Genomic DNA, 25,263 nt, shown 5'->3' on the forward strand with positions numbered 1-25,263 from the left:
CGCGTTCGGTGATAGTTATTTTATAATCTAGCAAGTGATCTGATCCTGGATGCCAAGGAAGCTTAGGGCGCGGTGACGTTCAAACAAATAGTTGTACTTGTTAAGGTCTAACTCATCGATGCCATTTTGGTTTTGCCACATTAAGTCGAATAGTATCACCCCAGTCTCATTTCTAATCTTCTTTTTCAGTTGGGTAAGAATTTGAGTTTGTTGTTCTGTTGTTAATACTCCGAGGTTTATTGGAAAAGGGAGGTAGCTAAACAGCCACTCACATGCCTTAGGTGCACACTCAGTATGCATACCTTGAATGGTTAGATACTGGCGGAGTCGCTGATATGCCTCAAACTTAGCAGCTTTTAATAATTCGGGATCTTCTATATTTGTAAAAAGTTGATCTTTATAACCAGTAATGCCAAAAAGTATGGCTATAGTAGGGTCACAGCCTTCAAATCTTTTATGAAATAATAGATGTTGATTAAGTACACTTAGCTGTTCGGAAATTTGCATACTCTTAGATTCTAATTCCCTGATATTGTCTGACAGTTCAAAGCTATCCATTGTGTGTAATTCCTCCTGCAATTTTTTTTGTACTACATTGTTGAGGTAGTAGTTCAATAGTTATTGAGGGATCACCTACAAGGTGGAGTTGTCCTGAATATATTTGAGCATGCTGTTTACCACCCCTTTGAATTCCAATTGTATTTGATATATAAATCATATAGTTTTAGGCACTTAATTAGTGAAGCCCTTATTGAAGAAGGCAAAAAAGTTCTTGACATTTAAAAAAGATTGGGAATAAAAAAGAGAGGCTCATGGCCTCTCTGGATAATATAAATGATATTATTCAATTTCTTCTTTATAAATTTGAATAGCTTCTTCTATGACGGAATTAAAATCGGATAGTTGGAACCACAGTGCCCCAGAGGTATTTTCATCAAAATTGTTGGCTTGTTTGATACTGATATTAGCGAGTTCTTCAGTGCGAAGTTCTGCAGAAATTTCTGTGATTTTGCGAAAACGATCTCTGGTCTGTTGTAAAATTTCCATGTAATACTGCATAAGAGTGAGACGATCAATATCATTAAGAATGGTTTCATTATCTGTAATAAAGGCTGTGCTTTTAATTTCTTCAATTAGAAGAGGTAAAGTGTCTTTGTGGAATTGGTTAAGAGCTTCTCTAAGCAAAATGCCTGAACGTTGTTGGACCTTATTTAACTCTTTTGCTAGTGAATCTCCCTCAAGTTGATCATTCAATATAGAATTGATCGCTACAACTGCCTTCGATATTTCAGTAGGACTCAGTTTCTCGAAGGAATTCTCAATAATTTCTCTTAGGGGGTTTTTTAAATGGGGTTGTTTTAGTGAAGTTACAATGTCATGGATTTTTACAGCGTTCTTTGGCTCTTTATCCTCTAATGAGGATTTTGGAAAATTATTGCTTATATTACGAAATGACTTAAACACAGGGGTAGTGTACTGTTCTATAATCCAATTAACATTTTCTTTTTGACTGGCTGGAACATATACTTCTTCATCAATCTTTAGTGACTCAAAATTGATAGAAAAGGACTCCATAATCTCTCGATACTTTTCTAGCCGCTTATTACTATATAATCGTACAAGTTCCTCTTTAGATTTAAGGTGAGATAAGTTATTTTTTTCTGGAGCTGCAACATATACTGGGTCATTGATTTTCCCCTCCTTGATAAAACACTCTCCTGAAAGTTTTGAAAAGGTGATCAGTCTCTGTGTCGTATTCATCTTGTTCTCCTCAATAATAGTAAGAATTCTCTTGATTAAGTCTTTGTTAAGCGTGTCGTGTTTTTAGAACATTATAGAGTAAATGAGAATCAGATAGTAGTGGAGAAAAAGACAAAAAAAAGAAGAGGCTAGATTCAGCTCCTCTTTATCGTACATCCTGTCTCTTAAAATTAGGGGTGTTACCATACAATTTTTTTAGGTGAGTGCTCTAATTATGACTTATCAATTGCCTACTCATCGAAATAGATTGAAAATATATACGATGGCATGCCATGTCGTAGTTATAAGATTCCAAATTACCGGTAGGATGTTTAGTACACTTTGAATGGGATGGAATAGAAGACCAAGAATAGATCCGAGGATAAGCATGATGGAAGCCAAAAAGATGCCGGTGAGGGCATGTAGAACATCCCATAGGATGAATATGTATGTAGTCCATTTCGCAATAAATCCTTTCATTCCTCTTGAGTATTGTTCTCCCAAGGTAAAGTCGGCTTTAATGTTGTGAATTAGCTTAGAAGGTGTATTTACAATGTATGAGTAGTTGTACAGAATATTGGTAGATAAATCGAGGGTTGTCGGTACAAAATCACCTGATTTTAACCTGAAGTGATAGCGGAGGTCTGTTTCACCAAAGGAGTATGCGATAATGCGTTTTGTAGCAGAGTCAGATCCCTTTATAGAAGTTTCCAGAAGTTCAATAACCGTGACAATATAAGTTTTTTGGAGACTGGTATCTTGAAGGAGATTCTCAACTTCGATGTCCCCTTGGATTAAGGCCGGAGCCATTGACACTTTTTGATTGTATGATTCGCTAAATTCCCCCATTAATGCCTGAGAACCATAGAGTAAAACTAGAAATACTATCAATGCTGGAAAGGTTATGTCTGATAATTTCATGTGTATAAACACTCCTAGCTATGCTTTTTATCAAATATTTATTCAAGTAGATAAAATCAACGCTGTATACATTTCTGTATACAGCGTCACTAATTGTTATTCGGAAATTTGAAGTCTTTACGTACTATTCTTTTCCAAGCTGAGTAATATTCCAGGATATGATTCCAGGATCGCTATTTTTTGTTTGATAGGTTGCTATAAGCTGTTGTCCATTTGGACTAAAAGAAATATTCATTGGAACACTGACAGATGTAACGAGTTTTTGGCTTTGCAGAGTACTCTTAGTAGCAAAACTTTTAATCAGTTCAAAGGAGGTGGCATCAAAAATATCCACGTTGCCATTAATATTTGCAGCCGCCATATAACGTCCATTTGAACTAAAGCTCACATCATTGTATGTCCCATCTAATGTTTGTTCATTATTGCCAGTGGTAGGGTTCAGTAAATTAAGTGAGGAATCTCTCTTAATAAGAGCTAGCATTTGACCATCTGTACTAAAGACAGGATTACCGCGATCACTTATATTTACTAGAGCAGTTTTGCTGGATGTGCTATAAATGGCACTTTCAAAGTTCCTATCGTGCGCCCACAGGAGTGAGCCATCTTTGCTAAGAGCAATGGTGTCGTAATCTTGGAAAAGCACATCATCAGGGCCATATTTTTGTTCTCTTGAACCCGTAGTAAGATCGTATTTCTCTATCTCATAATCTGTTGTGTAGAACAGAAATTTCCCATCAGAACTAAATGCTTTATGATATTTACCCCAATTCACGATCTCAAAGGAATTTGTGGAGGCGTGAGAAAAATCATAAGTTTTAATCAGCTTAAAGTTACTGTCGTAAGCAATGAGGGAATTAGTCTTGAACTGGTACAGAGTATTTTTGGAGAATACAATCTCATTATCCATCTTCTTTGCAATCTGACCCTTGGTGGTATCGACAATAAAGCGATCGATTGCAGCATAATTACTATTCGTATTCCAGCTTATGTTGCTATCTTGATCTACTTCATTATTTAAAGACCAATTGATGTCGGATACGGTTAAAACAATTTTGGACGACTTTTCCTCAGCCTTTACAATGATCTCGGTAGTACCATCCTTGAGCGCCGTGATTTGTCCATTATCTTCTAGAAAAATAATTGAAGGGTCTTTCACTGTATAACTGAGAGTGGACTTTGGTAACTTTTCGTTGTCCATAACCAGCTTAACATTCAAAGTCGTTTGCTCACCTAAGGCAATTCGTGATTTGGGTACAGACAAGCCCAACTGCTTTACTTTGGATTTGACAGTGAGTAGTATCTTGCTGCTTTTGCCTTCCGAGCTGGCCTGAATGGAGACTTGTCCAACACCAACTCCAGTGATAAGACCTTTGTCGCTGACGGTTGCAATTTTAGGGTTGCTTGAGGTGTAGGTTATTTTGACAGCAGCATTTTTGGGGGAGGTGGTCACTGTCGGCTTGAGCTGCATTGTTTGTTTTAAATATAGAGGACTTGCTGGAGTTGCCAGAGTGAGCGATGTCACTTTAGCTGAGGCTGCAAGAGTAGTAGACGTAAAAGTGGAAATAGAAGAGAGTATAAAGATGATAGCGACAAGTAATGAGATGAGTGGTGTTTTGCGGTTCAATTTAATTCCTCCATTGTTGTTTAATTGGCAGGGGTGACAAACTCTTTATCTACATACTTGTAAACTTCGAATAGACCCTGTGAGCCATACGGTGCGTATAAGTTATGGCCATCAAGCCTGAAAAAAGACTGACCACCTATAGCCAGCTCTTGTTTGAGCGGATTGATTTTTGTAACATTGTCTACCTTCGTAAAAGAGAATACCCACACTTCAGCGTCAATTAGTAAATCGCCGACTGCGACAACCAGTTCATTGGTTCCGTCTTTGTCAAAGTCGTAAACACTCGCTTGCAGTCTATATCCCTCTTGTAATCCCCCATAGTCATCAAAAGCTTCTGATTGCTCTGGTGAAGAAAGGTCAAGTGGCCAGCCAAAGGAATCGGAAGTATATACAACCAAGGCTTTAATACCGTTAGGATGATCTTGACCTAATACTAGTTCAGCTTTAGTCGCTCCAAATTGGATTGGTAATGTTACATCGGGGTCTCCAGGAAGCCATTCAACACCCACCATTGATTTTCCCTCTCCAGACCGTATTATAGCCTCTACCTCAGGCGCATCTCCTTCGGTAGGCTCATCTGTATCAGCAGCAAATTCTTCTTCATTGATGGCTTCATCCTGAGGTGGTTGAGTGGTGCTGGCACTACTGACTACTGGGGTGGGACTAGGAAGTAAGGTGGGTTCAGGAGAGGTGGCTGGCGGAGAAGCAGTTTCGGGTGGAACGGGTGCGGTCTCTTCGTTACCTCCACATGCTGTAACCAATGACAAGAGAAGAGAGAAGATGATAATCGACGCTGTCTTTTTCATGATACTTAAAGCTCATTCCTTTCAGGGTTTAACGTATGTAGTACCAAGGTTGAATAAAGAGAGGATCGAGATATAATCAACATTGGGAATATATACCTAGTATAATTAGTAGGATAATATAATTACAATATTTTCATGATAATTGATAATATTTCTTTTAAAATGTGAATTTGTAATTAATATCATATAGTTCTAGCTTAAGACCTACACACTTGTTCATGTTTATCATCGATTTAGCATACTCTTCGATATTCTTTTAGTTTTCATCCAATTCGAGTCCCAGAAAATGAAGTCCGATGGCGAGGGCCTCATTCAGGTCCAACACCCTAAGTTGATAGTTGAACTCCATCTCCAGCGGCGTGAATTGGCCACTCAAAAAATTCAGCTCAAGCGCAGCCAAGCTTATGTAGCCAGCGGCTTGAATTTCTGAAATAGTAAGAATATCAGGACCTTCATTGTCAGCGATCTTTTCCAGAAGGGCTTTGTTAACAGTTCTGCTCATCCGAGACTTGGATTTGTTCCACTTTATAAGTTCTCCTACACCCAAGCCTTTCTTTTTGCTTAACTCACTGCCATTGTGGTAGGCTTCTTCTGCCATATTGGTACTGATCTCCTTGATTAGAACGGCAGTCTGCACGGCGAGGTGTTCTCCGTGAAACTTGTCCATACCCAACTCTTTACAGGTGACAAGGACATACCCGATGATAGCGTGAACGGAAATAAGTTCATCGGTTAGGGGGGATTCCTGGATAATTTCCATACGAGACATACTGTATCTTCCTTTCTTTTTTAAAATGCGATTAGTGGTTTATAAGTTCTCGAGGTACTAACCGTTCAATATTCCCATTATACGAACTTATAAGTTATATTTACAACATCTTCTTGTAGTTTGATGACCTGTCAGATGAATGCTCTATTCCTTACGCTTGGGAGTAGAGGTGGTAGGGAATGGCGGACTTTTTGATGCTGGTAGGGGCCAGAATCAAGCAACTCAGGATACAAAAGGGGCTTTCACAGGCGAAGCTAGCTGAAATGGCTGATTTGCAGGATACGTATATCGGTGGAGTAGAACGGGGAAAGCGGAATATCTCTCTCAACTCACTGGAAAAGATTATGTCAGCCCTAGAGGCCGACCCGTCGGAAGCGCTCAAATTTGGCCGATTGGATGTTTTGGAGGAAGAAATGGATAAGCAAAGCGTCTTGGATATTCATACATCCTTGCTCCGTGAGCGCAGCCTGGCAGAGGTGAAACTGGTCCAGCGTATGGTTAGAGATATGTTTGAAACTCTGGATCAGGAGAAAAGTGATGGTTAATGGGGAGGTGAGCGATTAGCGTAGGCTAGTTGGCTCACCTTTTTACGTGTCGGCATGTGTTTGGTTTTTCAAATAGATTTGCTTGAGGTGGCACTCCAAAATCTTACGATCAGCCTGAGCAAACAGCCTATAAGTTTCTAAAATAAAGGAACGAGCTGATTTATAATCCAAGTTACTTTCCTTTTCTGAATGACTAATGATTGCCGTAAGTAAATGCTGGATAGCTTCCACCTGCTGAGGTAGAGAGTCTTCCTGCCCTGAAAGGCGTGCAATCCCTTGTCGTATTATCTTTTTCATCTCTGTACGCTCCATTACTGATTGATATTAGCAAATACAATTTTAGACTCCACATATCGTCCGTGTCGTCCTTATCGACTATAGCGGGATGGACGCAACTTTGTGGAAGGTTAGGTTCTAGTATATTTGGAATTGATACTGATCTTGACATGCTCATGCTTGCGATAAAAGCGCATGTCCCTGGTTGAATTGTTGGCCTGTTCCGTGAAGTCAGCAGAAAGTGCCTCATCTTCGAATACGAAAAAATCACGTCCCTTTTGTCCGCCGAACATAGCGATCATGGCATAGTGGTAGCTGGCTGGATTGCAGATTCCTGCTGTGCCGAGGGGGATGTGGTCTGTAATTTGTCCGATGGTGAGCTTTTCGTTGTCCTCTTCGTGCTTGTCCAGTGCCAGCAGCAGGCAGGCAAACAGGATGTCAGCATTGGAACGCAAGGTGATTTTCTTGAGGTCAAAGCGCTGCGCCGTGCAGTCGCTCCAAGTGAACTGCCGAATGGTTGGTTCTTTGGTACTGTAAGTATTGCTGATGTTTTTGTAGGCATGACGGTTACCGTAGGCTTTAAGAAAGCGATCCAGCCGGACGCGTCCGTCGGCTCCGGGGAGCTTGGGCAGGACAGCACGGAAAAACTGGGTGTAGCGCTCCAGGTCTTGCAGGGATCGGGCGTGGCTCTGGTCGCTGTCTTGGTGGTTGATCTCCTTGAGCAGCTCAGACACAGCATGGAGCCGATGATGGTCGGTCAGTTCCAAGCTGTCAGGCCGCAGGAGGTGCAGCAGGAAGGCGGTGGCATCGAAGCCGCGCTGCCAGTCTGGTAGCTTATGCTCCCAAAAACTGATGGAGTCGGCAGGGGGGCTGGTGACGGTGTCTGTGAACTCGGGCCATGCCTTGAGGACAGTGGCGATAGCTTTTCTGTGAGAGAGAGCCATGTCCCTGCGCTGCCAGTCGCCAAAGTGCCATCCCAGCGCCTGCTTGAGTGTGTCTGAAGAGACAGCCTTCGGGTCACAGAAAAGCCGCTTCCACTCTTCCAGCGGCTCGACTGGGTATCTGGCGTAAGGGAAGCGTGACAGATGCTCGTCTATACGTTCATGGATGATTGTGGCGAGGGCTCGTTTTTCTTTTTCGTTGAGGGTTAGAGTCATGTTAGCTTAATCTCCTTTGCTTACAGAAGTCTAGGTTTAGAACCAAGGGTTCGGGTCAGTCGGTGGTGCTGGTTGTGATCGGTTGGCTGAAGTGATGGCTTTTCTTTCGGCTGCTTCTTTGGCATGTGGAGACACGAAAAAGGGCGGGGTTAACTCGGATACCCAGCCTAGTGCCAACTCAATGGGACTTCCTTCAACAGCGGGAGGGCCGTCAGCCCAATCTTTTTCTAAGGTGAACTGAATGCTATTCTCGTCCATCGTTACAAATAAGTCGGTACCATCGTAATAAGGATTTACTGTGTCTCCTTCCTTAAAAGTAAGAGCGACTCGTACTTGGTGTACGGGCCGCTCTTTGTCGTAGACTTGAATTTGTGTTTCTGCAATCGCCAAGAAGTGAATATCATCTTGAGGGTTAAAGGTTGATTCGAGTAGCGCGAGTAGTTGCTTTTGATTTTTGTTCATTTTAGACCTCCATGATTATAATCAAAGTTATTATATATAAATGAAAGTTGCTTTATTTCAGATTTGAGAATTGTCATAACATGTAGGAAAGTAGGCTGCACGAACTGTGGGGTTGTGCTTTAGAGTAATTATGTTTTGCTGGGTTTGGATAAGGCATATAGAGGAACCTCCACAAATAGAATAGGTTGCTCATTGCGATTGTCTTCATTTTAATTAGGTAGGCACATTTTTATGGAGATGTTGAGTGCTTATGATAGAGGGCATTTTATTTTCTTAAACAAACAGTCAAGGTTTATAGGGTTTACAACTAGAAAATAATGACACTAAACTGGTACAATAGACTCATTCACTATTATTACAGTGGGAGAGAAGCTTATGGGGGAAGTACAGCAAGGGAGTACGACGAAGTCATAAAAAAGATCGAGAGAAACTACAAAGGGGTTACCATATCTAGTATAAGAAATTGGTCGGATTTATGCAGACCCGCTACTTATGCCTGAAAACGTCAACCTTTTAACGAAGAGTAGGCTCTTGACGTCTAAGCTACAGGGAAGTCAATAATGTAATTTAATGGAGGATTTACAGTATGTTTAAAGGATTTAGTTTCTTAAACAAGCTTTGTGTATCAATCATTTCAATGATGTTACTTTTTTTAATGCCAGTTTTTTTATGGCAGTTTCAGTTTGCAACAGCCGCTTCGGATCGCCCCACCGTAACAAACCTGTTTCTACCGGAAACAACCGATAATGGTCCTCATTTTATTGATTCAACTGGCTGTCTATGGAAATGGGAAAAGGGAAAGTTCGTTCGTTTACCAGGTATAAATGGAATCAAAATGGTGGATTCTCAAGCTTATTTCTTATTAAAGGAAGATGGAACCGTTTGGCAGTATAACTCTTTTCAATATAGACGTCCCACTCAGATACAAGGTTTAGAGAATGTTTTGTCCTTTTCTTCTATTGGTAATGGCGATGAGGTCAGTTTAATTATTTTGAAAAAAGACGGAAGCCTCTGGTATTGGTACAAGTCATCACCAATTCTCAAACAAATTTCAAATATAGATAATGTTGTTCAACTTGAAACCAATCTCATTTTAAAAAAAGATGGAACTGTCTGGGAGGTTAGCAACAAGGGTTATTCTTACGGTGAATATAGTGTTGAGCAAATTTCTGCACTAACTAATATTCGTAGTCTTACTCATGGGGGATACTGGTCCACTTTTCTCCAAAATGATAATCAAGTCGTAGGTTTGGGTAGTAACTGGAACGGAATTTTAGGTGTTGATCCTAATGTTTTGGAAGAAACTTTTGAGACGGTTACAATACAAGATTTGAAAGATGTTAGTGAACTTTATGGATCCACTGCATACGGGGGAACGGTACAGTTCGCGCTAAAGAACGACGGAACTCTTTGGGCGTGGGGAACGAATGGGAATGGTTCGCTGGGAGTTGGGAAAATTCCGTCAGGAGAAACTTATATTTACACTCCTAAACAAGTCAAAGGGATACCAAGCGTCAAGTTTTTTGCGTCTTCATCCGGGCGTTCGGCCGTGTACGGTAAGGATGGCACTCTATGGATGTGGGGTTACAATTGGGCAGAAGTTCTTGGTCCTCAAAAAATTACTCACAGCCAGAGTCCTGTCCAATTGCCTATTGTATTTTCCGATCCCCATACCTTTGCATCGGATTCCATTCGAGCGCTAGTTGATGGAGCAGAGGTAAGTTACTCAGGTCCACTTGCCTATTTTGATGATTCCAATAATCTCTTGATTCCTTACGCTACAGCTAAATCGGCAGCAATTCGAATGGGACAGGAATCTAAGTTTTATGGATTATATCCAGCTAATATTCTTGTGAAGAAAGATGGAGTGAGTTTCATTTCCCTTAATTCATTTGTTAAGGAAATCGGAGTTGGCGTACAATGGAACCTTAATGCAATGACTATTAATTTGCTTACGAATGCGTCCACAAGCAGCAGCCAGCTAGATCAAAGTAATAGAAAAATTAGAACTTCAAATCTCCCGAAAAATAAGGCTTTTTATCCGTATATATTACAAGAAATCCCCAATTCCATGTATGAAAAGTCATTTCCAGGCCAGAGTAATAGTGGAAAATCATCAGCAATGTTATGGAAGAATGACCCTTCCCTTGCAGTTAGTTTTACGACAGAAAATGTAAATAATTGGACAAGAGGTGTAGCTACTTTTTATGATCTGATGTTGAATGTAGATTACCGTACCATCAACAGTAAATGGGTAGACGAGGTCCTTCCACTTCTTAGCGGTAACTTTAATGAAGCGTATATGAAAAGTAAATTAACCGAATATGTCAAGTGGATTCAAAAAAATCAGGTGGTTATAAAAGGAACTGCACGCCCTGAACCATCCATGATTTATGCGCCAGGAAAAAACAATCTCTACTATATACGAACTTCGTTTACTTATGAGATTATTCAATCCAAATCGTCTCAATATCTAACTCCATCTTCCCAAGCCCAAATAATTAAAAAACCAGTTAAAGGGGTTGTCGGGAAGTACGAACTTTATTATGATGTTCCAATGACTTATCCCTTCTGGATGACTTATTCTGATAATATGAAGTTTATTCGATCGCAGAATTCTTCGCTTATGGGTATCTATTATCACTCTCAGCTATTTAATACTCCTTGGAGTGAGGTTAATGGTTGAAGTAACATTTTTTCATAAGTGCTCGTTACTGAAACTGAAATGAGTAACTGGGACGACGCGGTAGATTTAGCCGCTGCGTCCCTTTGTATTAACTGGGTTCACTTTATTTTGATATGTTTGATAGTTTCAAGTGGAAGGGAGCTACCCTCACCCATTTTTCTGCCCTATAAATCTTATGATGATCTTGTACCTAACTTCTCCTTAAGTAACTATGCCGAACATTTGAATCATGAAATTGCGGGGAATTGTAGATTTTCGAAGCCACGGCGTGCATTTTAGAACCCTTGTCCCTATAAAACACAATAGTTAAGGATGGACAGGGGTTCAAATTGGTTTAACCCATTTGAGTAATACAATGAAGTGGAAAGTTCAACGAATTAGTCCGAGAGTCGAGGAATATAAGGCATGAAGATAAAGAAAAGAAATATCGCAAGAGCAATTGATGTTGGAGTTGTATCACTACTTATCTACACATTTTTTCATTTTATCGATGGAGATTACTTATACTACTTTGGAAATAGATTAGAGAAGTTTCTACACATACATACGAATGTAAGGGTTGAAACTGTACGCGCGTACCTAACTACAATTTTCTCCGGAATTTTTGCGAGTACCATTGTGGCGCTGGGTTTTTTCATAGTTGAGTTCCAAGGAGAAAAGAAAGAGAAGATTTTGAGACTGTATTATGAAAACAATAGGCTTTTTAAGAGAATCATGAAGATTCCGTATTTCGATACCAAAACAGAGTATGGGAAGTTGTGTATAGATTATTATTTGGAATTAACAAGTAACATTGCTTCAAGCAAATATAAGGAAGGAATGCAACAAATTATACTCAGTAACTTAGAAAAGGCATCACTCGCGAAGAACACATGCAAAACTAAGTTAGTTAAGTATTTAGAGCAGCACAAAGGTCATCTAATAAACGAATTTGATGACTGGGAGCTCTCGATAGAACAAAAGTTACAAGATATCGCATTAGAAACCCATGTCAAGCTCAAGAATGCTCTGGAAATATATAGTGAAGTCATTAATGAAGATTTGGGGACGCTAAAAAATTGTGTATTCGATATTAGTCGCATTTCGTGGCTTGGTTATAGAAAAATCAGGAAGATACTTGGTCGGGACGAGCAAATACTTCGGGGCCTTGGTTCTATCGATATGTTCAATCGCAGTGCTGTTGAGGATCGAATATATACTTTGCATCGACGCTTGCATGAAAGAGTGAAACTGATTTTTGAAGAAGTTGAACTAAATCATGAAAATATTGAACGGTACTTAAGTAATGAAAACATCTACCGGGTCTTGTTTGAAAAAACTCTTGTTGCACAAGAAGGATTATTTGACTATGTCTATCATGAATTTTTTAAGGGGAACTTGAGCTACAATAGATTTGCTTATCACTTGGCAAAACTTAATGCTATTCTTTTGTATGATCTAACTCGGCAAGTTGGTGAGATTAGTAAATATGACTTCGTTGGTGTAAGAAAATCAAATGTTAGGGCTGGAAGGGTATTACATAGTAAGATTATTCCTGGCGAAGTGATGTACGGGGATTTATATAGAGAATAAACAAATATCTATTGATGTTAGATTTTAATTCCTAAAATGAATGAATTAACTAAAGTATATTGGAGGAAGATGATTATGAACATGTTAGATAATGAGCGACTAGAACGACAGGAATACCTTGATGCCCTTTATGGTTCAAATAAGCAGTTTATCTTCTGGTCAGCATATCCACTAACGTATGAAACGTTTGAAGAAGCGCGTTTGAATTTTTTAGATGGCAGGTTTGTTTCGACAATACTGCTTACACAAGCATTTGTGGAACAGGTTATAAGGCATCGATGTGATATTGGAAGGGGATTTAAACAATTTCCTGAGATTCTGAAGATCGCAAAAGAAACGAAGTTTATACCAGAACAACGATTTGATTTGTTACGCCAGGAAATGGAAGTTATATCTAGAAAATCATATGCCCATGTCCCTATACCTAGTAAGGACATGAACTCTGAAATGGTCAAAGAGGATGCGTATTCTTCAATTAAAATCGCTACAGAGTTCTTGGAATTACTTGTGAACACATGGGAAACGAATAAAAACAAATGAGTTGAATTAGGCTACCTGACCAAATATTCTAATCATCACACGGCGACGAATTGTGGATTTGCTAAGCCACGGCTCAGTTGTTAGAACCCTTGTCCTTATAAAACCACAACTAAATGAGCTGGACAGGGGTTCGACATTCTATTGAACATAAAGAATTCGCTAGATAAAATCATCACTGAGGGCGTGAAATTATGACGAATAACTTGAACCCAGGAAAGGGGAAATCATTTCAACTTTTAGTCCAGGGAGCGTTAACTTTGCATTTCGGAAAGACATTTAACTTGGAGGTAGCCTATCCCATTGGAAAACCAGCTAAAGATCACAAGTTTGATTTGGTTTCCGATGACGGTGGAATTATTGTTGAAACCAAAAACTACACTTGGACTTCGGGCAACAATGTTCCGAGCGCAAAGATGTCGGTACTTAATGAGGCTGTATTCTATTTACAACATGCTCCAATGAACACCCAAAAAGTATTGGTGATCAATGTCGATAGACACCTTATCAGAAATGAAACGCTTGCTGCGTACTATGTAAGAACTTATCGGCATTTGCTTGATAATGTTTCTGTTATGGAGTTCGACCAGAATACAGGATTATTAAACATTATCGTTTGATTGACTGTGAAGCAAAACACTCTGGACTGCCTAGCTAAACGTCAGGATCATCACACTCCGGCGAATTGTGGTTTGCATGGCCACGGTTCGTATTTATGAACCCTTGTCCATGCAAAAGCACAATGGTTAATGATGGAAAGGGGTTCTACACGACCTCAAATCGTACGTTAATTAGTTTATTATTACGGTAAGTTAGTAGTCGCGCAATAACACTGTTGCGTGTAATCTCTTTTGACAAAACCACTAAATGTAAAGGAATGTGTACATATGGCTGTCTTAGATCAAACACCAGATATTCGTTTATCAATAGCTATTGACAAAATTAAGGGAAATATTTTGGTTTTTTTGGGTTTAAACCAGCCTACAAATGAAATACCTACACAACTACTTAATGATCTTGTGGAAGTTAGAGATGAACTAAATGATAATGAATATTATCAAAATTTTTTTATGTTGAATGATACCAAAGATACTATTCAAGATTTGAATAATGAGTTGTCGCTCGGTAAAAGATGCGACTTAGAAAAGGTGGATAATTTACTAAGGTATATCCAAGAGGATTTAGACGGAGAATTAGTATTTGAAAAAGTAGGTGTTCGGCAAAGAAAGAGACTTCCCGATAAGACCCAAACTGAAACCTACTATCTCCATAAAGGGAATTTGACTATTAAGCGACTTATAAATCAACATAAGGACCTCGAAATCGAGTTAGAAAATGTTCAAAAAGTTGTGATTTCTGTAGATCAGAGTTCTTTTATGGAAATTGACATTTATTTAAGTGACTCTATTAGAATAGCAAAAATGCATGAGTATAAGAAAACTAGCAAGGTTACTATAACTCGTGATGAAAAAGGTTATTATACCTATGAGTGGAGTGGTTAAAGTATGATGCTGCGTTCAAACGTCAGGTAACGCCCCAAACATATGAATCATCACACTCCGGCGAATTGTGGTTTTGCATAGCTACGGTTCGCTTATCTAAACCCTCATCCATATAAAACCACAAAATGAGCTCTGTCTAAATATCTTGGACAGAGCTCATTTTGTATGAATGTTATACGAACTTCATAAAAAGACTTCGCCATAAATTTTTGGTAGTGTCATCAATAATTTTTGAGCGCTGTAAAAGCAGGCGTTGTTTTGCCAAGCGTGCTAAATCAACTTTCCAACCTACATGTAATTGAATACTGTGCTTATTTGCAAAATCTTGAATTTGGTTAATTAATGAGTTTCCAGTGACATAGACGTCTTCAAACTCCTCAGACTCAACTTCACGGAAAAGTCGTACTATTCCGGGTCTAATCATGTCAAAAGGAATAAGGTCCTCTATCTCGCTATTTTCAATTTTAGTAATATCAAACACTTCAATAATCTTGTCGGGAGCATCCTTGTAGAGACGTTGTTCCAACTTATTTTTAAAATCTCTTCCTGGTTTATCAGAATCTAGTAATACAAAGGGTAAATCATCTGATTTACCTGAGAGTAAACTTGCGATACCCTCAACTCCCCGAACTCCACCCGACGGTACAAACACAATTTCTTCTTTTGGAGCTATTAGTTGTTCGCTAATCAAGAAATTTTTAATTGCACTTAGATAGAACTGATCAGATGGACCCTCAACAATTATTGGCTTGCATCCTTGTAACAAGGTATCAGAAATACTAAGTCCAAGTGCGGCATGGATGGCATAAACTGATCTTGCTTGAGATTTATCCTCAGCTGCTCTAAGATCTTCAGAAGCAACTGTGTACCCTTCGTCATCAACGTAAACTACTTTTACACGATCAACATGACTCGTGTCTACCAGAAATGGAGAATGTGTAGTGTTAATAATCTGATTTGTAATTGAAAGACTTTCAAAGAACTTAGATAAATCGCGTTGAGCTAACGGATGTAAAGAGAGTCCTGCTTCATCTAGTAGTAGTATTGCCCCTTTATGAGACTCTTGACTTTCTACAAGGAATATTAGATAGAAACTCAAAAACCACTGTAACCCTGTGCTTCTACCCTCTAATTCGACCTGCTCTGGTCTAATTTCATCTGATACCCATATACGAAAATGCTTGCCATCAGCATGGAAATCGAAGCGGTAATTTCCTTGCTTCCACCAATCTCTAAATTTAGAAGTTAAGCTAGCGGAAGCCGATTGAAGGAGAACGTCTCTTTCAGTTTTATTTTGAGCGGCTTTATTTATTTCCTCCATGGTTGGCTCTTGGGTAATATTACCGTATGGATCTCTTATTGGCTCAGGGTCTTTACCAAGTTCAAGAATTTCTTGAGGATCAAGTCCAACAAATTCAAATAATACACGTAAGGTTCTGACTTTCGCTTCAATACTACCGGATAGATCAGAGCGTTTTAAATTTTCAATTACATGAGGTAAGTAAATTTCGGAATCTAAATTGCCATAGTTTGAGTAGTATACAAATGATGGGAGTTCGCTTAAAACTAACTTTCTGGCTGCCTCAATACTTGATGGGGTAGGTCTTTCTAAAGTGGTTTTAAATTCTTGAACTGATTTCAATGTATCATTAAAAATCGGTCGTATAACTGAGGTTTTCATTTCTTTTGAATTGAGATATAAACAATCAGTAATTGCATTAATGTCAGATAAAAGCAGTTCTTCTTTCTCACCGATAATTTCAAGGGATGCAGCAAGAAGTTGAAGAGTCTCTTCTTTTATACCCTCCTCAGTCTTACCGACTTCCTCTAAGGGACCTATTAGATTAATTGCATTTACGATAATTTTGCTTAAACTCGGGGCAATAATTGATGTTTTACCCTTAGAATAAGGAAAGCCGATAAAATATTTACCGTTAAAATCCCTTTCAATTGAGGCGATTCTAACATCGTCGTATTCGGCACCAGTAATTTTAACAAGGTCCTGTGTTAGTTTGTGGGGAAGTTCAAATTCAGTTTTTATAAATACAGGCTTCTTTTCTTTGTCTCTTAATTCTGAATATCGTTTTCTAGGGAGGTCAGCAAGTAGATCAATCTTTCCTCCCTTAACAGGGTTAAGTTTCCAAAGAGCAGTAAGTAAATTCGATTTTCCAGCTTCATTAACACCGACTAGTGTTGTAACATCATCGCATTCAATCCAACCACTGTCTCTTACCGACCTAAATTCTTGAACTCTATAACGAACTAATTTCATTTAATAGCCCCCACTATTTCTAATATAATTAGAATAACATTGAATCAGGCTATTATACTATGACGTAAACGAGAAGTGAAATGCTTGTAGAAAGGATAAGTGCCAAGCAACATCTCAGCTATCTTAATTATTACGTGGCGGAGAATTGTTGTTTTACACAGCCACGTTTCGGAAAAATGAACCCTTGTTCATATAAAACCACAATGGTTAAAGTGGACAAGAGTTCTTCATGCCAATTCATTAATCTCGCGGAATAACATATTCTGATAGTTTGATTCCTTTGCTAACTTCTGTTGCGTATGAACTGTTGATACCAGAAGCTGCTACAATGTCCTTAACACTGTAGTGGTTTCTTTGTATGACATCCGCATATTTAACGCCGAATAAATGAATTTTTGCAACTTGTTTTCCGTGAGGTGCCTTATTATACATGTCACCAAGAATCTTTCCCAACTCCTGAACATTCAAATGGAAGACCCCCTTTCTATTAATGATTTGATTAAGTCTATTTCTATGGGGACATAGTTAGTTCCTGCACCGAGTTTGCTTTGTTATTTTGTAATTGTGAAGGTAGCACCAATTTGTGTCGTTTAAGACGCTTTTGGCGGCGATTTAATGACATAGGACAATTTCCGCCAAACATAGTCTTTAATAAAAGGAAGGTAAAAGGGCGGTGGCGGAATTGTTGTTACCTGTTAAAAACATACTTATTGATATTAGAAGACGGATTAATCTAGATACAATTTCACTTGAACAGGATATCAGACATCGAGGATTAAAAGTGCCAATTGATGTAGAAGGCCCTGATGAAAACAATAATTATTATCTGATTAACGGAGATCGACGCTTAGAGGCATGGAAGAATGCTCGGATTAATGAGCCAATTGAGGTAAAAGTAGTGAGAGAGCTTACTTCGCGTTTAGAACGAAATAAAGAGCGACTTCAAATGCATCTCGATATAAAACCTATGCCGGGTGTGGATTTTCAAATTCTGATTGAGGACATATTGAGAGAGAGTGGCATGTCTGATGGCGAACTTGCAAAAGAACTAAAAAGAGATAAGAGGAGAATTAGGAAGTACAAACCTGGAAGTGAGGTTCCAGAGATTGTAAGGGAGGAAGTTGCAAAAGTTGGAGGCAGCCAAGATATGCTTGAAGTGATATATGCACTTAATATTGATATGGATTTTAAGCAAAGGTTGTACAAAAGCTTACTATTGAGAAAACTAACAGGCAACCATGCTAAGGCTGTGAAGAGGCTTGTTAATAGTAGCGTTTATGGACGACTTAATGAACATCAAAGAATACGCGCCATAGAAGAAGCCTTGCAACAAGCTACATTTTCTAAAGTGGAAGCTGAATTAGTGGTGCTTAGTGAATTGATGCGTACGAAGCCCTCTGAACACCAAGACAAGTTTTATACATGGATGTCGAATATATTAAATAATATGGCAAAGCTTGCGGACTATTTACATCCTGATTTAGTGCTTTTGGTAAGTCCACTTCAAAAGAAGCAATTAGCAAAAGCTGTAGGTGAAATAAATAAGGCCGTATTCTGGATTTGGAAGGATAATAAGAAATCTGATCAGTCATCATTTGAATCGGAACTAGAAATTCAACGTGAGAGTACCGATACTGGCTATCGTTATATATTCCGAAACCGATTTTCTTAAGCAACAACTTCAAACATCCTAAGCATCAGACTCCGTCGAATTGTGGATTTACCACGCCACGGCTCGGCTCCATAAGAAAAACCCGCTAAATAGCGGGTTTTTTGCTGTTTAGTGTTTGAATTGTATACTGAATGTAGACAAGGAATTGTGGGGAACTAAATGTGTTCATTATTGTAGACATGCTGTTTATATCTAAAATTAGATCATTCACTTTGAAGTTAATAATTAGTGGCACATTTTCCGAAATTACATCTATAAGGCTCGAACTGATATAAGATTATGGCAATAAGCATCAAAAGCAAAACATTCGGAGGAATTACTATCATGAGTTTTACTATTGATTATGTTAAAAATAAAAACAGAATTATTGTAACATCGGACGGTATGGAAGTTGAGGATGCCCTTGCGTACGCGGAACAATTTCCGAGAGTACTGAAGAAAACTAAGCGAGGGTTTACAGGTATGACTGTAATTACTGGAGGCTTGGTATTTAAGCAAGAAGTGATGGCAATTCTTGCTCCAACTGGTGAAGATGCTGTGAAAGCCGGGATCTCTACAAAACACAAATGGGTGTATGTTGCGCCTACCGCGTTCTACAAAACGCAAATGCATCGTATGTTTAAAGATATTGCAAACTTGTACGAATCGATAGAAGAAGCTGAAGCGTATCTTGATTCCGCAGGCAATTAGCAACTTCTTAAAAATTAAAAACCTTTATGTAAACCTTCTGGCTGGTTAGAATGCTTCTAGGGTGACTTCAAAACTGTGACTACACTCGTAAAAGCTTATGTGGCGTTATCTTTGGACAGGGGTTTAACTCTCTCGGCTCCATATGGAATATTAGTGAAGACACCTTAAAGGGTGTCTTTTTTATGTTTTCAGAGTATGATCTGGACTATGCATGACGGTTCAAAGAAACTGAGTATCTTGCTAGGTCCAGTATCTTTCGTATATGGAACTAAAATTGCAGTGTAGAAGAAGTGCTTGTCCCGTAATTAAAGATGATCAGCTCTGGAATTGCTATTCATTCAGTCTTAGAATTGTGAAAGTTGTGAAGACCAAAAAAAATTAAGGTTCTATATAGGGATAAAAAAGGCAAACATAGGATGGGATGAGTTAATAAGTAGATATAAATGAAAACCAGTACACTTATGCTATAATTTAATAAAGTGTTTCTGTGCTTTTAGAAAATTGGATAAAGGATGCAATGACCAACCATGTATGAGAATCAGACTTCTATGCACCACAAGCTGTTTATTATCGGCGCAGGTGCTGCCGGACTAATGGCCGCTGTTACTGCGTGTGATATGGGTATCGATACTGCCATTCTGGAGAGTAACGACCGGATTGGAAAGAAGATATTAATGACAGGTGATGGCCGCTGTAACATTACAAATGAATCCACTGCAACGGGTACAGATGAAGCAATCGCTTTATCGCGCAAGTATCACAGTAATCAGGCCGGATTTCCACTTGCGGTATTGCAGCAATTTGGCATCCGTCAGACCATAGATTTTTTCTCCTTTCTCGGGCTTCCGCTTACAAGATTGAAGGAGGGCTTGATGTATCCGATGTCGCTGCAGGCAGCAGCGGTACTGGATATTTTCCAGCTGGCGCTGGAGGATCGGAATGTTCCGGTGTACCTCAATAACAAAGTGTTGGATGTTACTGTTTCGAAGAATCATCCGCGCTTCAAGATAAAATGCCAAACGGAGACAGAGGAGGAGGTTGTTTATACTAGCGACTATCTACTTATATCTGCGGGTGGCCTTGCCGGTCCAAATGCGGGAAAAGAACCTCCTGGGTATACACTTGCCGAACGTCTGGGACACACCCTGATTAAGCCTTTACCGGCCATTGTGCAATTGAAGCTGCAATATCCGAATATGAGGGCACTGTCCACTATCAAATCTCAGGGACAAGCTCATATCATTGTGAACGGTAAAGTCATCTGCAGTGAACAGGGTGAAATTGCCTTCACGGATTATGGTATTACCGGCCCGCCAATTCTTCAGCTAAGCAGGAAGGCTGCGTATCATCTTGCAAGAGGAGAACAGGTAACATTGTCGGTTGATCTGATGCCGGGCCGCACGGAGGAAGAGTTAGTTGAGTTTTTAGAAAGGCTCTGGGAGACCTTTGGACACCGGACTGTGGCGGATTGCCTTGTTGGCATCTTCAATAAGAAGCTTGTTTCTGTCCTACTAAAAGAGACTGGCTTAGATCAACAGCCAGAGTTGCTTTGCCAGGATCTATCGATGAAAACCAAGGGGAAATTTTATCGAGTCTTGAAGCGTTGGGAATTTAAAGTGACGGATACCAATGGCTTTACGAATGCGCAAGTGACAGCAGGCGGCATTGATACGTCGGAACTCATCGAAGGAACGCTGGAATCCAAGCTGGTGCCTGGGCTGTATTTGGCTGGCGAAGTGATGGATGTGGACGGAGATTTCGGCGGCTATAACCTGCAATGGGCCTGGAGTTCCGGATATGTGGCCGCCATGGCCCTAGCTAAGTCAATTCAATAAATTTATTAGGAAAAGGGATGCATCAATTAACATGTATAAGGATCAGACTTCTAAGCACCACGAGCTGTTCATTATCGGTGGGGGTGCTGCAGGTCTAATGGCTGCAGTTACAGCGAGGGATCAAGGTATTGATACAGCAATTATTGAAAGCAATGACCGGCTTGGGAAGAAAATAATAACGACGGGTAACGGGCGTTGCAACATTACGAACCAATCCACCGCCACCGGTACGGATGAAGCGGCCGCTTTATCACGCAAGTATCACAGTAATCAGGAAGGATTTCCAATACATGTATTGCGGCAATTCGGTGTCCGCCAAACGATCGAATTTTTCTCCTCGCTCGGGCTTCCTTTTATAAGCTTGGAGAATGGCCGGATGTATCCGATGTCGCTGCAGGCGGCTTCGGTGCCGGGTGTATTTAAGCTGGCGCTGGAGGATCGGAATGTTCCCGTATATTATAAACATAAAGTGTTGGATGTTACCGTTTCGGCGGGACATCCGCGGTTCGCGATAACCTGCCAGACGGAGACAGAGGAACAGGTTGTGTATACCAGCGACTATCTTTTTCTATGTGCAGGCGGCCTTACCGCTCCCAAAACGGGAACGGACGGCTCCGGTTATACGCTTGTCCAACGTCTGGGGCACACCCTGATCAACCCGGTGCCAGGCATTGTACAATTGAAGCTGGATTATCCGTATTTGAAGGAACTATCGGGCATCAAATTTGAGGGAGAGGCCCAGGTTATCGTAAACAATGAAGTTATCCGCACTGAGTCTGGTGAGATTCTTTTTACGGACTATGGTATCTCGGGCCCGCCCATACTTCAGCTCAGCAGAAAGGCTGCGTATAATCTCGGAATAGGAGAATCGGTGACATTGTCGGTTGATTTAATGCCGGAGCGCACGGAGGAAGAGTTAATTGATTTTCTGGAGATCCACTGGGGGATCTTCGGACACCGGACGGTTGCCGATTCCCTTATAGGTATCGTCAGCAAGAAACTGATTCCAGTTCTGCTGAAGGAGGCTGGAATTGATCAACAGTTGCACCTGCTTTGTCAGGATCTTTCGTGGAAAACAAAAAAAATATTTTATAAAATCTTGAAGCGTTGGGAATTTAAAGTGACCGATACCAATAGCTTTACTAATGCACAAACAACAGCCGGTGGCATCGATACGACGGAGCTAACCGAAGGAACGTTGGAATCTAAGTTAGTTCCTGGACTGTATTTGGCAGGTGAAGTGATGGATGTCGATGGAGATTGCGGCGGCTATAACCTGCAATGGGCCTGGAGCTCCGGCTATGCCGCAGCGATGGCACTTGCTGATCGACGTAATGGCAACACGTAAGGAGACAGATGGTTTACGGACTCTTGGTACGTTGCAGTGAAATACTTGCATGCATTGAACATGCGGTGACTAATTGAGGTTTGGTTTTGCCTCTGCTCCATATGGATTACAAGTAGAAGACACCTTAATAGGTGTCTTTTTTTATTGACTGGGAAATATTGCCTATTGAAAAACAGCATGTAAACTTAGAGAAATAGGGATTTGTCATCATTGTAAATAAAATATACACGAAGATATATGCAACTCTTATTAACTATATAAATTCACTTTCAATAATTACCGATAGAATAACGGGATTGATATATAAATTAAATTGGTATTTTTTACTAGGTGATCGGTATCTAAGACTAATACAAATTTGGAGGGAAAAATGAAGAATAAAATTGGAAAGCTTTCTAGTGTAGTTTTGTTGTTTTCACTTGTAGTATTTTTAATTACAGGTGGATTAGGAAATACGATAGCACATGCTGCGGGTCTTTCGATTACGGGTAGTGGGGGCTGGAATGAAACTGCGTATGTGGAATGGTCACCTGTAAGTCAAGCGACGGGTTATAAGGTATATGTTAAACAGGCAGCTGCAGCGGATTCCCAGTATCAACAAATTAATGATGAATTAATTCGACAATACGCTTCCTATTGGAGAGCGGATGCTGTGGGACTTGCTGCTGGAGCTTATGTAATGAAGATTGAAGCTACGCTGCCAGGCGGTGGGGTGGTAAGTGAGGTTTCGAGTCCGCTATCTGTTACGTCATTTGACCGATCTGGATTTTCTTTTTCGGCCAACTCACCCTATGGAACTGGTTCGGGTGCTTATAATGAAGATGGAACGCTCAAGAATGGTGCACAAGTGCTGTACATAACCTCTCAGAATGCTAAAACCGTAACCCTTGGTGTGAAAGCCAACAGCTCAGGTGCTATACAAACAGGCGTAGGTCTTGGTGAAATATTGAAACTTAGACAAAAAGGTTATGATAAAACGCCACTAGCGATTCGAATGATTGGAAAAGTTACAGCTGCTGATCTGAGTGGACAACTTAACAGCAGTGGATATCTTGAAGTCAAAGGTAAAAATAATTATTCGGAAATGAATATTACGATTGAAGGTATCGGCAACGATGCTTATGCATACGGTTGGGGAATACTTCTTAGATATGTCGGTAACGTGGAAGTAAGAAACCTAGGAGTGATGTTATTCCCTGACGATGGCATTTCAATGGATACAGGCAATGCGAATGTGTGGGTGCACAATAATGATATTTTCTATGGATCTGCAGGAAGTGATGCGGACCAAGTTAAAGGTGATGGTTCCACGGACGTTAAAAAGGGGTCAACATATGTTACCATCTCTTACAACCACTATTGGGATTCCGGAAAAGTTGCTCTAGTGGGTCTGAACGAGTCTACTGAATTTTTTGTTAGCTTCCACCATAACTGGTTCGATCATTCGGATTCCCGTCATCCGCGTATCAGAGTGGCCTCTGTTCATATCTATAATAACCTTTATGACGGAGTTTCCAAATATGGTGTCGGTGTAACCACAGGAGGTTCAGCTTTTGTAGAATCAAATGCTTTTAGACATGCTAAATATCCAATGATGAGTTCTTTACAGGGTACTGACGCTTTAGGAGAAGGTACATTCTCAGGTGAAAATGGAGGTATGATCAAAGCATACAACAATAGTATTGTTGATGCTGCGAGTCTTATTTATGCGAACTCTGATGCTGGAACTGCTCCGGCAAAAGCAACCTCATTTGATGCCTACTTAGCATCGTCGAGAAATGAAACCGTCCCAAGTTCATACAAAACACTAAAAGGCGGCACAACGTATAACAATTTCGATACGATCGTTGATACGGGAGCGAAGGTATCTGACATTGATGACGTGAACGCAGTTGAACAGATTGTTACGGCAGAGGCTGGACGATTGAATGGCGGAGACTTCACATGGCAGTTTAATAATTCAGTGGATGACACATCGTCTGCACTTAATACAGCTCTGATGTCCAAAATAAGAAGTTACACCACTGGGCTTGTATCTGTAGGCGGTAACTCCAACTCAACAGAGCCGACACCAACAGCAACGCCAGCACCAACAGCGACGCCGAAGCCGACGGTAACACCTACACCGACAGCAACTCCGGTGCCGCCAACGGGAGCGTATGCCCATAACTTTACGACTGATGGGATTACAAGCGATTTTTTCAATATTCAAGGAAACCTTTCAGCAAATAAAGGAACTGTGATCTACAATGGATTGACACTAACTCAAAGCTTAAAAATCGAGAGTTCAACTAACATTGAGTTCACCTCTAATGAAGGAACTTTGACATTAGTATTTAATTCAGCAGATGGTAACAAAATCAAGATTGATGGAACAAGTTATTCCATGACAGATGGCATTGTTAGCGTAGCGCTAGCAGCAGGCGCACATACCATTACGAAAGATAGTCCTGCCAATCTTTATTACATGCAACTAGATCAGGTTCCAACAACTAGAGCATATGTTCATAACTTTACGACCGATGGAACAATTAGCGACTTCTTCAATATTCAAGGGAATCTCTCAATTAATAAGGGGACTGTGCTATATAATGGTCTAACACTCACTCAAAGTCTAAAAATTGAGAGTCCAACCAGCATTGGGTTTACGACAACTAAGGATTCAACCCTAACATTAGTGTTTAATACAGCTGACGGAACTCAAATCAAGGTCGATGGAACAAGCTACCCGATGACCAATGGTATTGTCAGCTTACTCCTTGCACCCGGTGCCCATACCATTACCAAGGATAGTCCTACGAACCTGTATTACATGCATGTAGAATAAGATGCTTTAATTCCTTACTAAT

Annotated in this window: 22 protein-coding genes; 11 read left to right on the forward strand and 11 right to left on the reverse strand. The window is 40.1% G+C overall.

Annotated features, from left to right (window positions below):
• Positions 1–27 precede the first annotated feature (27 nt).
• The 6 genes from ACN6MV_RS01000 to ACN6MV_RS01025 all read right to left on the reverse strand — a co-directional run bounded on the left by ACN6MV_RS01000 (position 28) and on the right by ACN6MV_RS01025 (position 5,860).
• Positions 28–558, reverse strand: a complete 531-nt coding sequence (locus ACN6MV_RS01000; RefSeq protein ID WP_341429668.1) for a hypothetical protein — start codon at positions 556–558, stop codon at positions 28–30.
• A gap of 282 nt (positions 559–840) precedes the next feature.
• Complete coding sequence (locus ACN6MV_RS01005; RefSeq protein ID WP_341429669.1) at positions 841–1,761, reverse strand: hypothetical protein; 921 nt, start codon at positions 1,759–1,761, stop codon at positions 841–843.
• A 234-nt stretch (positions 1,762–1,995) separates the two neighbouring features.
• Positions 1,996–2,661: a hypothetical protein gene (locus ACN6MV_RS01010; protein ID WP_341429670.1), complete on the reverse strand. Its 666-nt coding sequence runs from the start codon at positions 2,659–2,661 to the stop codon at positions 1,996–1,998.
• Positions 2,662–2,785: 124 nt separating this feature from the next.
• Positions 2,786–4,285 (reverse strand): Ig-like domain-containing protein, encoded by a 1,500-nt coding sequence (locus ACN6MV_RS01015; protein WP_341429671.1) that lies wholly within the window; start codon positions 4,283–4,285, stop codon positions 2,786–2,788.
• Positions 4,286–4,305: 20 nt separating this feature from the next.
• The gene (locus ACN6MV_RS01020) at positions 4,306–5,091 is read right to left on the reverse strand and encodes a hypothetical protein (RefSeq protein ID WP_341429672.1); all 786 of its coding nucleotides are present in this window, start codon (positions 5,089–5,091) and stop codon (positions 4,306–4,308) included.
• A 256-nt stretch (positions 5,092–5,347) separates the two neighbouring features.
• A complete protein-coding gene (locus tag ACN6MV_RS01025) occupies positions 5,348–5,860 on the reverse strand; it encodes a hypothetical protein (RefSeq protein WP_341429673.1) in 513 nt (170 codons plus the stop codon).
• 179 nt (positions 5,861–6,039) lie between these two features.
• Between ACN6MV_RS01025 and ACN6MV_RS01030 the strand changes: the two genes are divergently transcribed.
• Positions 6,040–6,405, forward strand: coding sequence for a helix-turn-helix transcriptional regulator (locus ACN6MV_RS01030; protein WP_341429674.1), 366 nt, complete (start codon positions 6,040–6,042; stop codon positions 6,403–6,405).
• 42 nt (positions 6,406–6,447) lie between these two features.
• Here the strand turns inward: ACN6MV_RS01030 and ACN6MV_RS01035 are convergent, their stop codons facing one another.
• From ACN6MV_RS01035 to ACN6MV_RS01045, 3 genes are all read right to left on the reverse strand, one after another.
• A complete protein-coding gene (locus tag ACN6MV_RS01035) occupies positions 6,448–6,702 on the reverse strand; it encodes a hypothetical protein (RefSeq protein WP_341429675.1) in 255 nt (84 codons plus the stop codon).
• A 110-nt stretch (positions 6,703–6,812) separates the two neighbouring features.
• Positions 6,813–7,838, reverse strand: coding sequence for a hypothetical protein (locus ACN6MV_RS01040; protein WP_341429676.1), 1,026 nt, complete (start codon positions 7,836–7,838; stop codon positions 6,813–6,815).
• Positions 7,839–7,874: 36 nt separating this feature from the next.
• On the reverse strand, positions 7,875–8,300 hold the full coding sequence (locus tag ACN6MV_RS01045) for a hypothetical protein (RefSeq protein ID WP_419885530.1): 426 nt from the start codon (positions 8,298–8,300) through the stop codon (positions 7,875–7,877).
• A gap of 586 nt (positions 8,301–8,886) precedes the next feature.
• On the opposite strand from ACN6MV_RS01045, the gene ACN6MV_RS01050 reads away from it, so the two are divergent.
• From ACN6MV_RS01050 to ACN6MV_RS01070, 5 genes are all read left to right on the forward strand, one after another.
• A complete protein-coding gene (locus ACN6MV_RS01050; protein WP_419885531.1) occupies positions 8,887–10,986 on the forward strand; it encodes an RCC1 domain-containing protein in 2,100 nt (699 codons plus the stop codon).
• 405 nt (positions 10,987–11,391) lie between these two features.
• The gene (locus ACN6MV_RS01055; RefSeq protein ID WP_419885532.1) at positions 11,392–12,558 is read left to right on the forward strand and encodes a hypothetical protein; all 1,167 of its coding nucleotides are present in this window, start codon (positions 11,392–11,394) and stop codon (positions 12,556–12,558) included.
• Positions 12,559–12,633: 75 nt separating this feature from the next.
• The gene (locus ACN6MV_RS01060) at positions 12,634–13,098 is read left to right on the forward strand and encodes a hypothetical protein (protein ID WP_419885533.1); all 465 of its coding nucleotides are present in this window, start codon (positions 12,634–12,636) and stop codon (positions 13,096–13,098) included.
• Between the two features lie 257 nt (positions 13,099–13,355).
• Positions 13,356–13,715, forward strand: a complete 360-nt coding sequence (locus ACN6MV_RS01065; RefSeq protein ID WP_419885534.1) for a hypothetical protein — start codon at positions 13,356–13,358, stop codon at positions 13,713–13,715.
• A 267-nt stretch (positions 13,716–13,982) separates the two neighbouring features.
• Entirely contained in the window at positions 13,983–14,597 is a 615-nt protein-coding gene (locus ACN6MV_RS01070) for a hypothetical protein (protein WP_419885535.1), read from the forward strand.
• Positions 14,598–14,769: 172 nt separating this feature from the next.
• Here the strand turns inward: ACN6MV_RS01070 and ACN6MV_RS01075 are convergent, their stop codons facing one another.
• Positions 14,770–16,869: an ATP-dependent nuclease gene (locus ACN6MV_RS01075; protein WP_419885536.1), complete on the reverse strand. Its 2,100-nt coding sequence runs from the start codon at positions 16,867–16,869 to the stop codon at positions 14,770–14,772.
• A 240-nt stretch (positions 16,870–17,109) separates the two neighbouring features.
• Entirely contained in the window at positions 17,110–17,337 is a 228-nt protein-coding gene (locus tag ACN6MV_RS01080) for an HTH-like domain-containing protein (RefSeq protein WP_419885537.1), read from the reverse strand.
• Between the two features lie 205 nt (positions 17,338–17,542).
• Between ACN6MV_RS01080 and ACN6MV_RS01085 the strand changes: the two genes are divergently transcribed.
• From ACN6MV_RS01085 to ACN6MV_RS01105, 5 genes are all read left to right on the forward strand, one after another.
• Positions 17,543–18,541, forward strand: coding sequence for a ParB N-terminal domain-containing protein (locus ACN6MV_RS01085; protein WP_419885538.1), 999 nt, complete (start codon positions 17,543–17,545; stop codon positions 18,539–18,541).
• Between the two features lie 324 nt (positions 18,542–18,865).
• Positions 18,866–19,231 carry a hypothetical protein gene (locus ACN6MV_RS01090; protein WP_042123340.1) on the forward strand — a complete coding sequence of 122 codons (366 nt, stop codon included), beginning with the start codon at positions 18,866–18,868 and terminating at the stop codon, positions 19,229–19,231.
• 527 nt (positions 19,232–19,758) lie between these two features.
• Positions 19,759–21,066, forward strand: coding sequence for an aminoacetone oxidase family FAD-binding enzyme (locus tag ACN6MV_RS01095; protein WP_419885539.1), 1,308 nt, complete (start codon positions 19,759–19,761; stop codon positions 21,064–21,066).
• Between the two features lie 31 nt (positions 21,067–21,097).
• On the forward strand, positions 21,098–22,414 hold the full coding sequence (locus ACN6MV_RS01100; protein ID WP_419885540.1) for an NAD(P)/FAD-dependent oxidoreductase: 1,317 nt from the start codon (positions 21,098–21,100) through the stop codon (positions 22,412–22,414).
• A 370-nt stretch (positions 22,415–22,784) separates the two neighbouring features.
• Positions 22,785–25,241, forward strand: a complete 2,457-nt coding sequence (locus tag ACN6MV_RS01105; protein WP_419885541.1) for a pectate lyase — start codon at positions 22,785–22,787, stop codon at positions 25,239–25,241.
• Positions 25,242–25,263: the final 22 nt, after the last annotated feature.

The sequence above is a fragment of the Paenibacillus sp. B-A-8 genome, from assembly GCF_048572915.1.
Lineage (GTDB): Bacteria > Bacillota > Bacilli > Paenibacillales > Paenibacillaceae > Paenibacillus_AQ.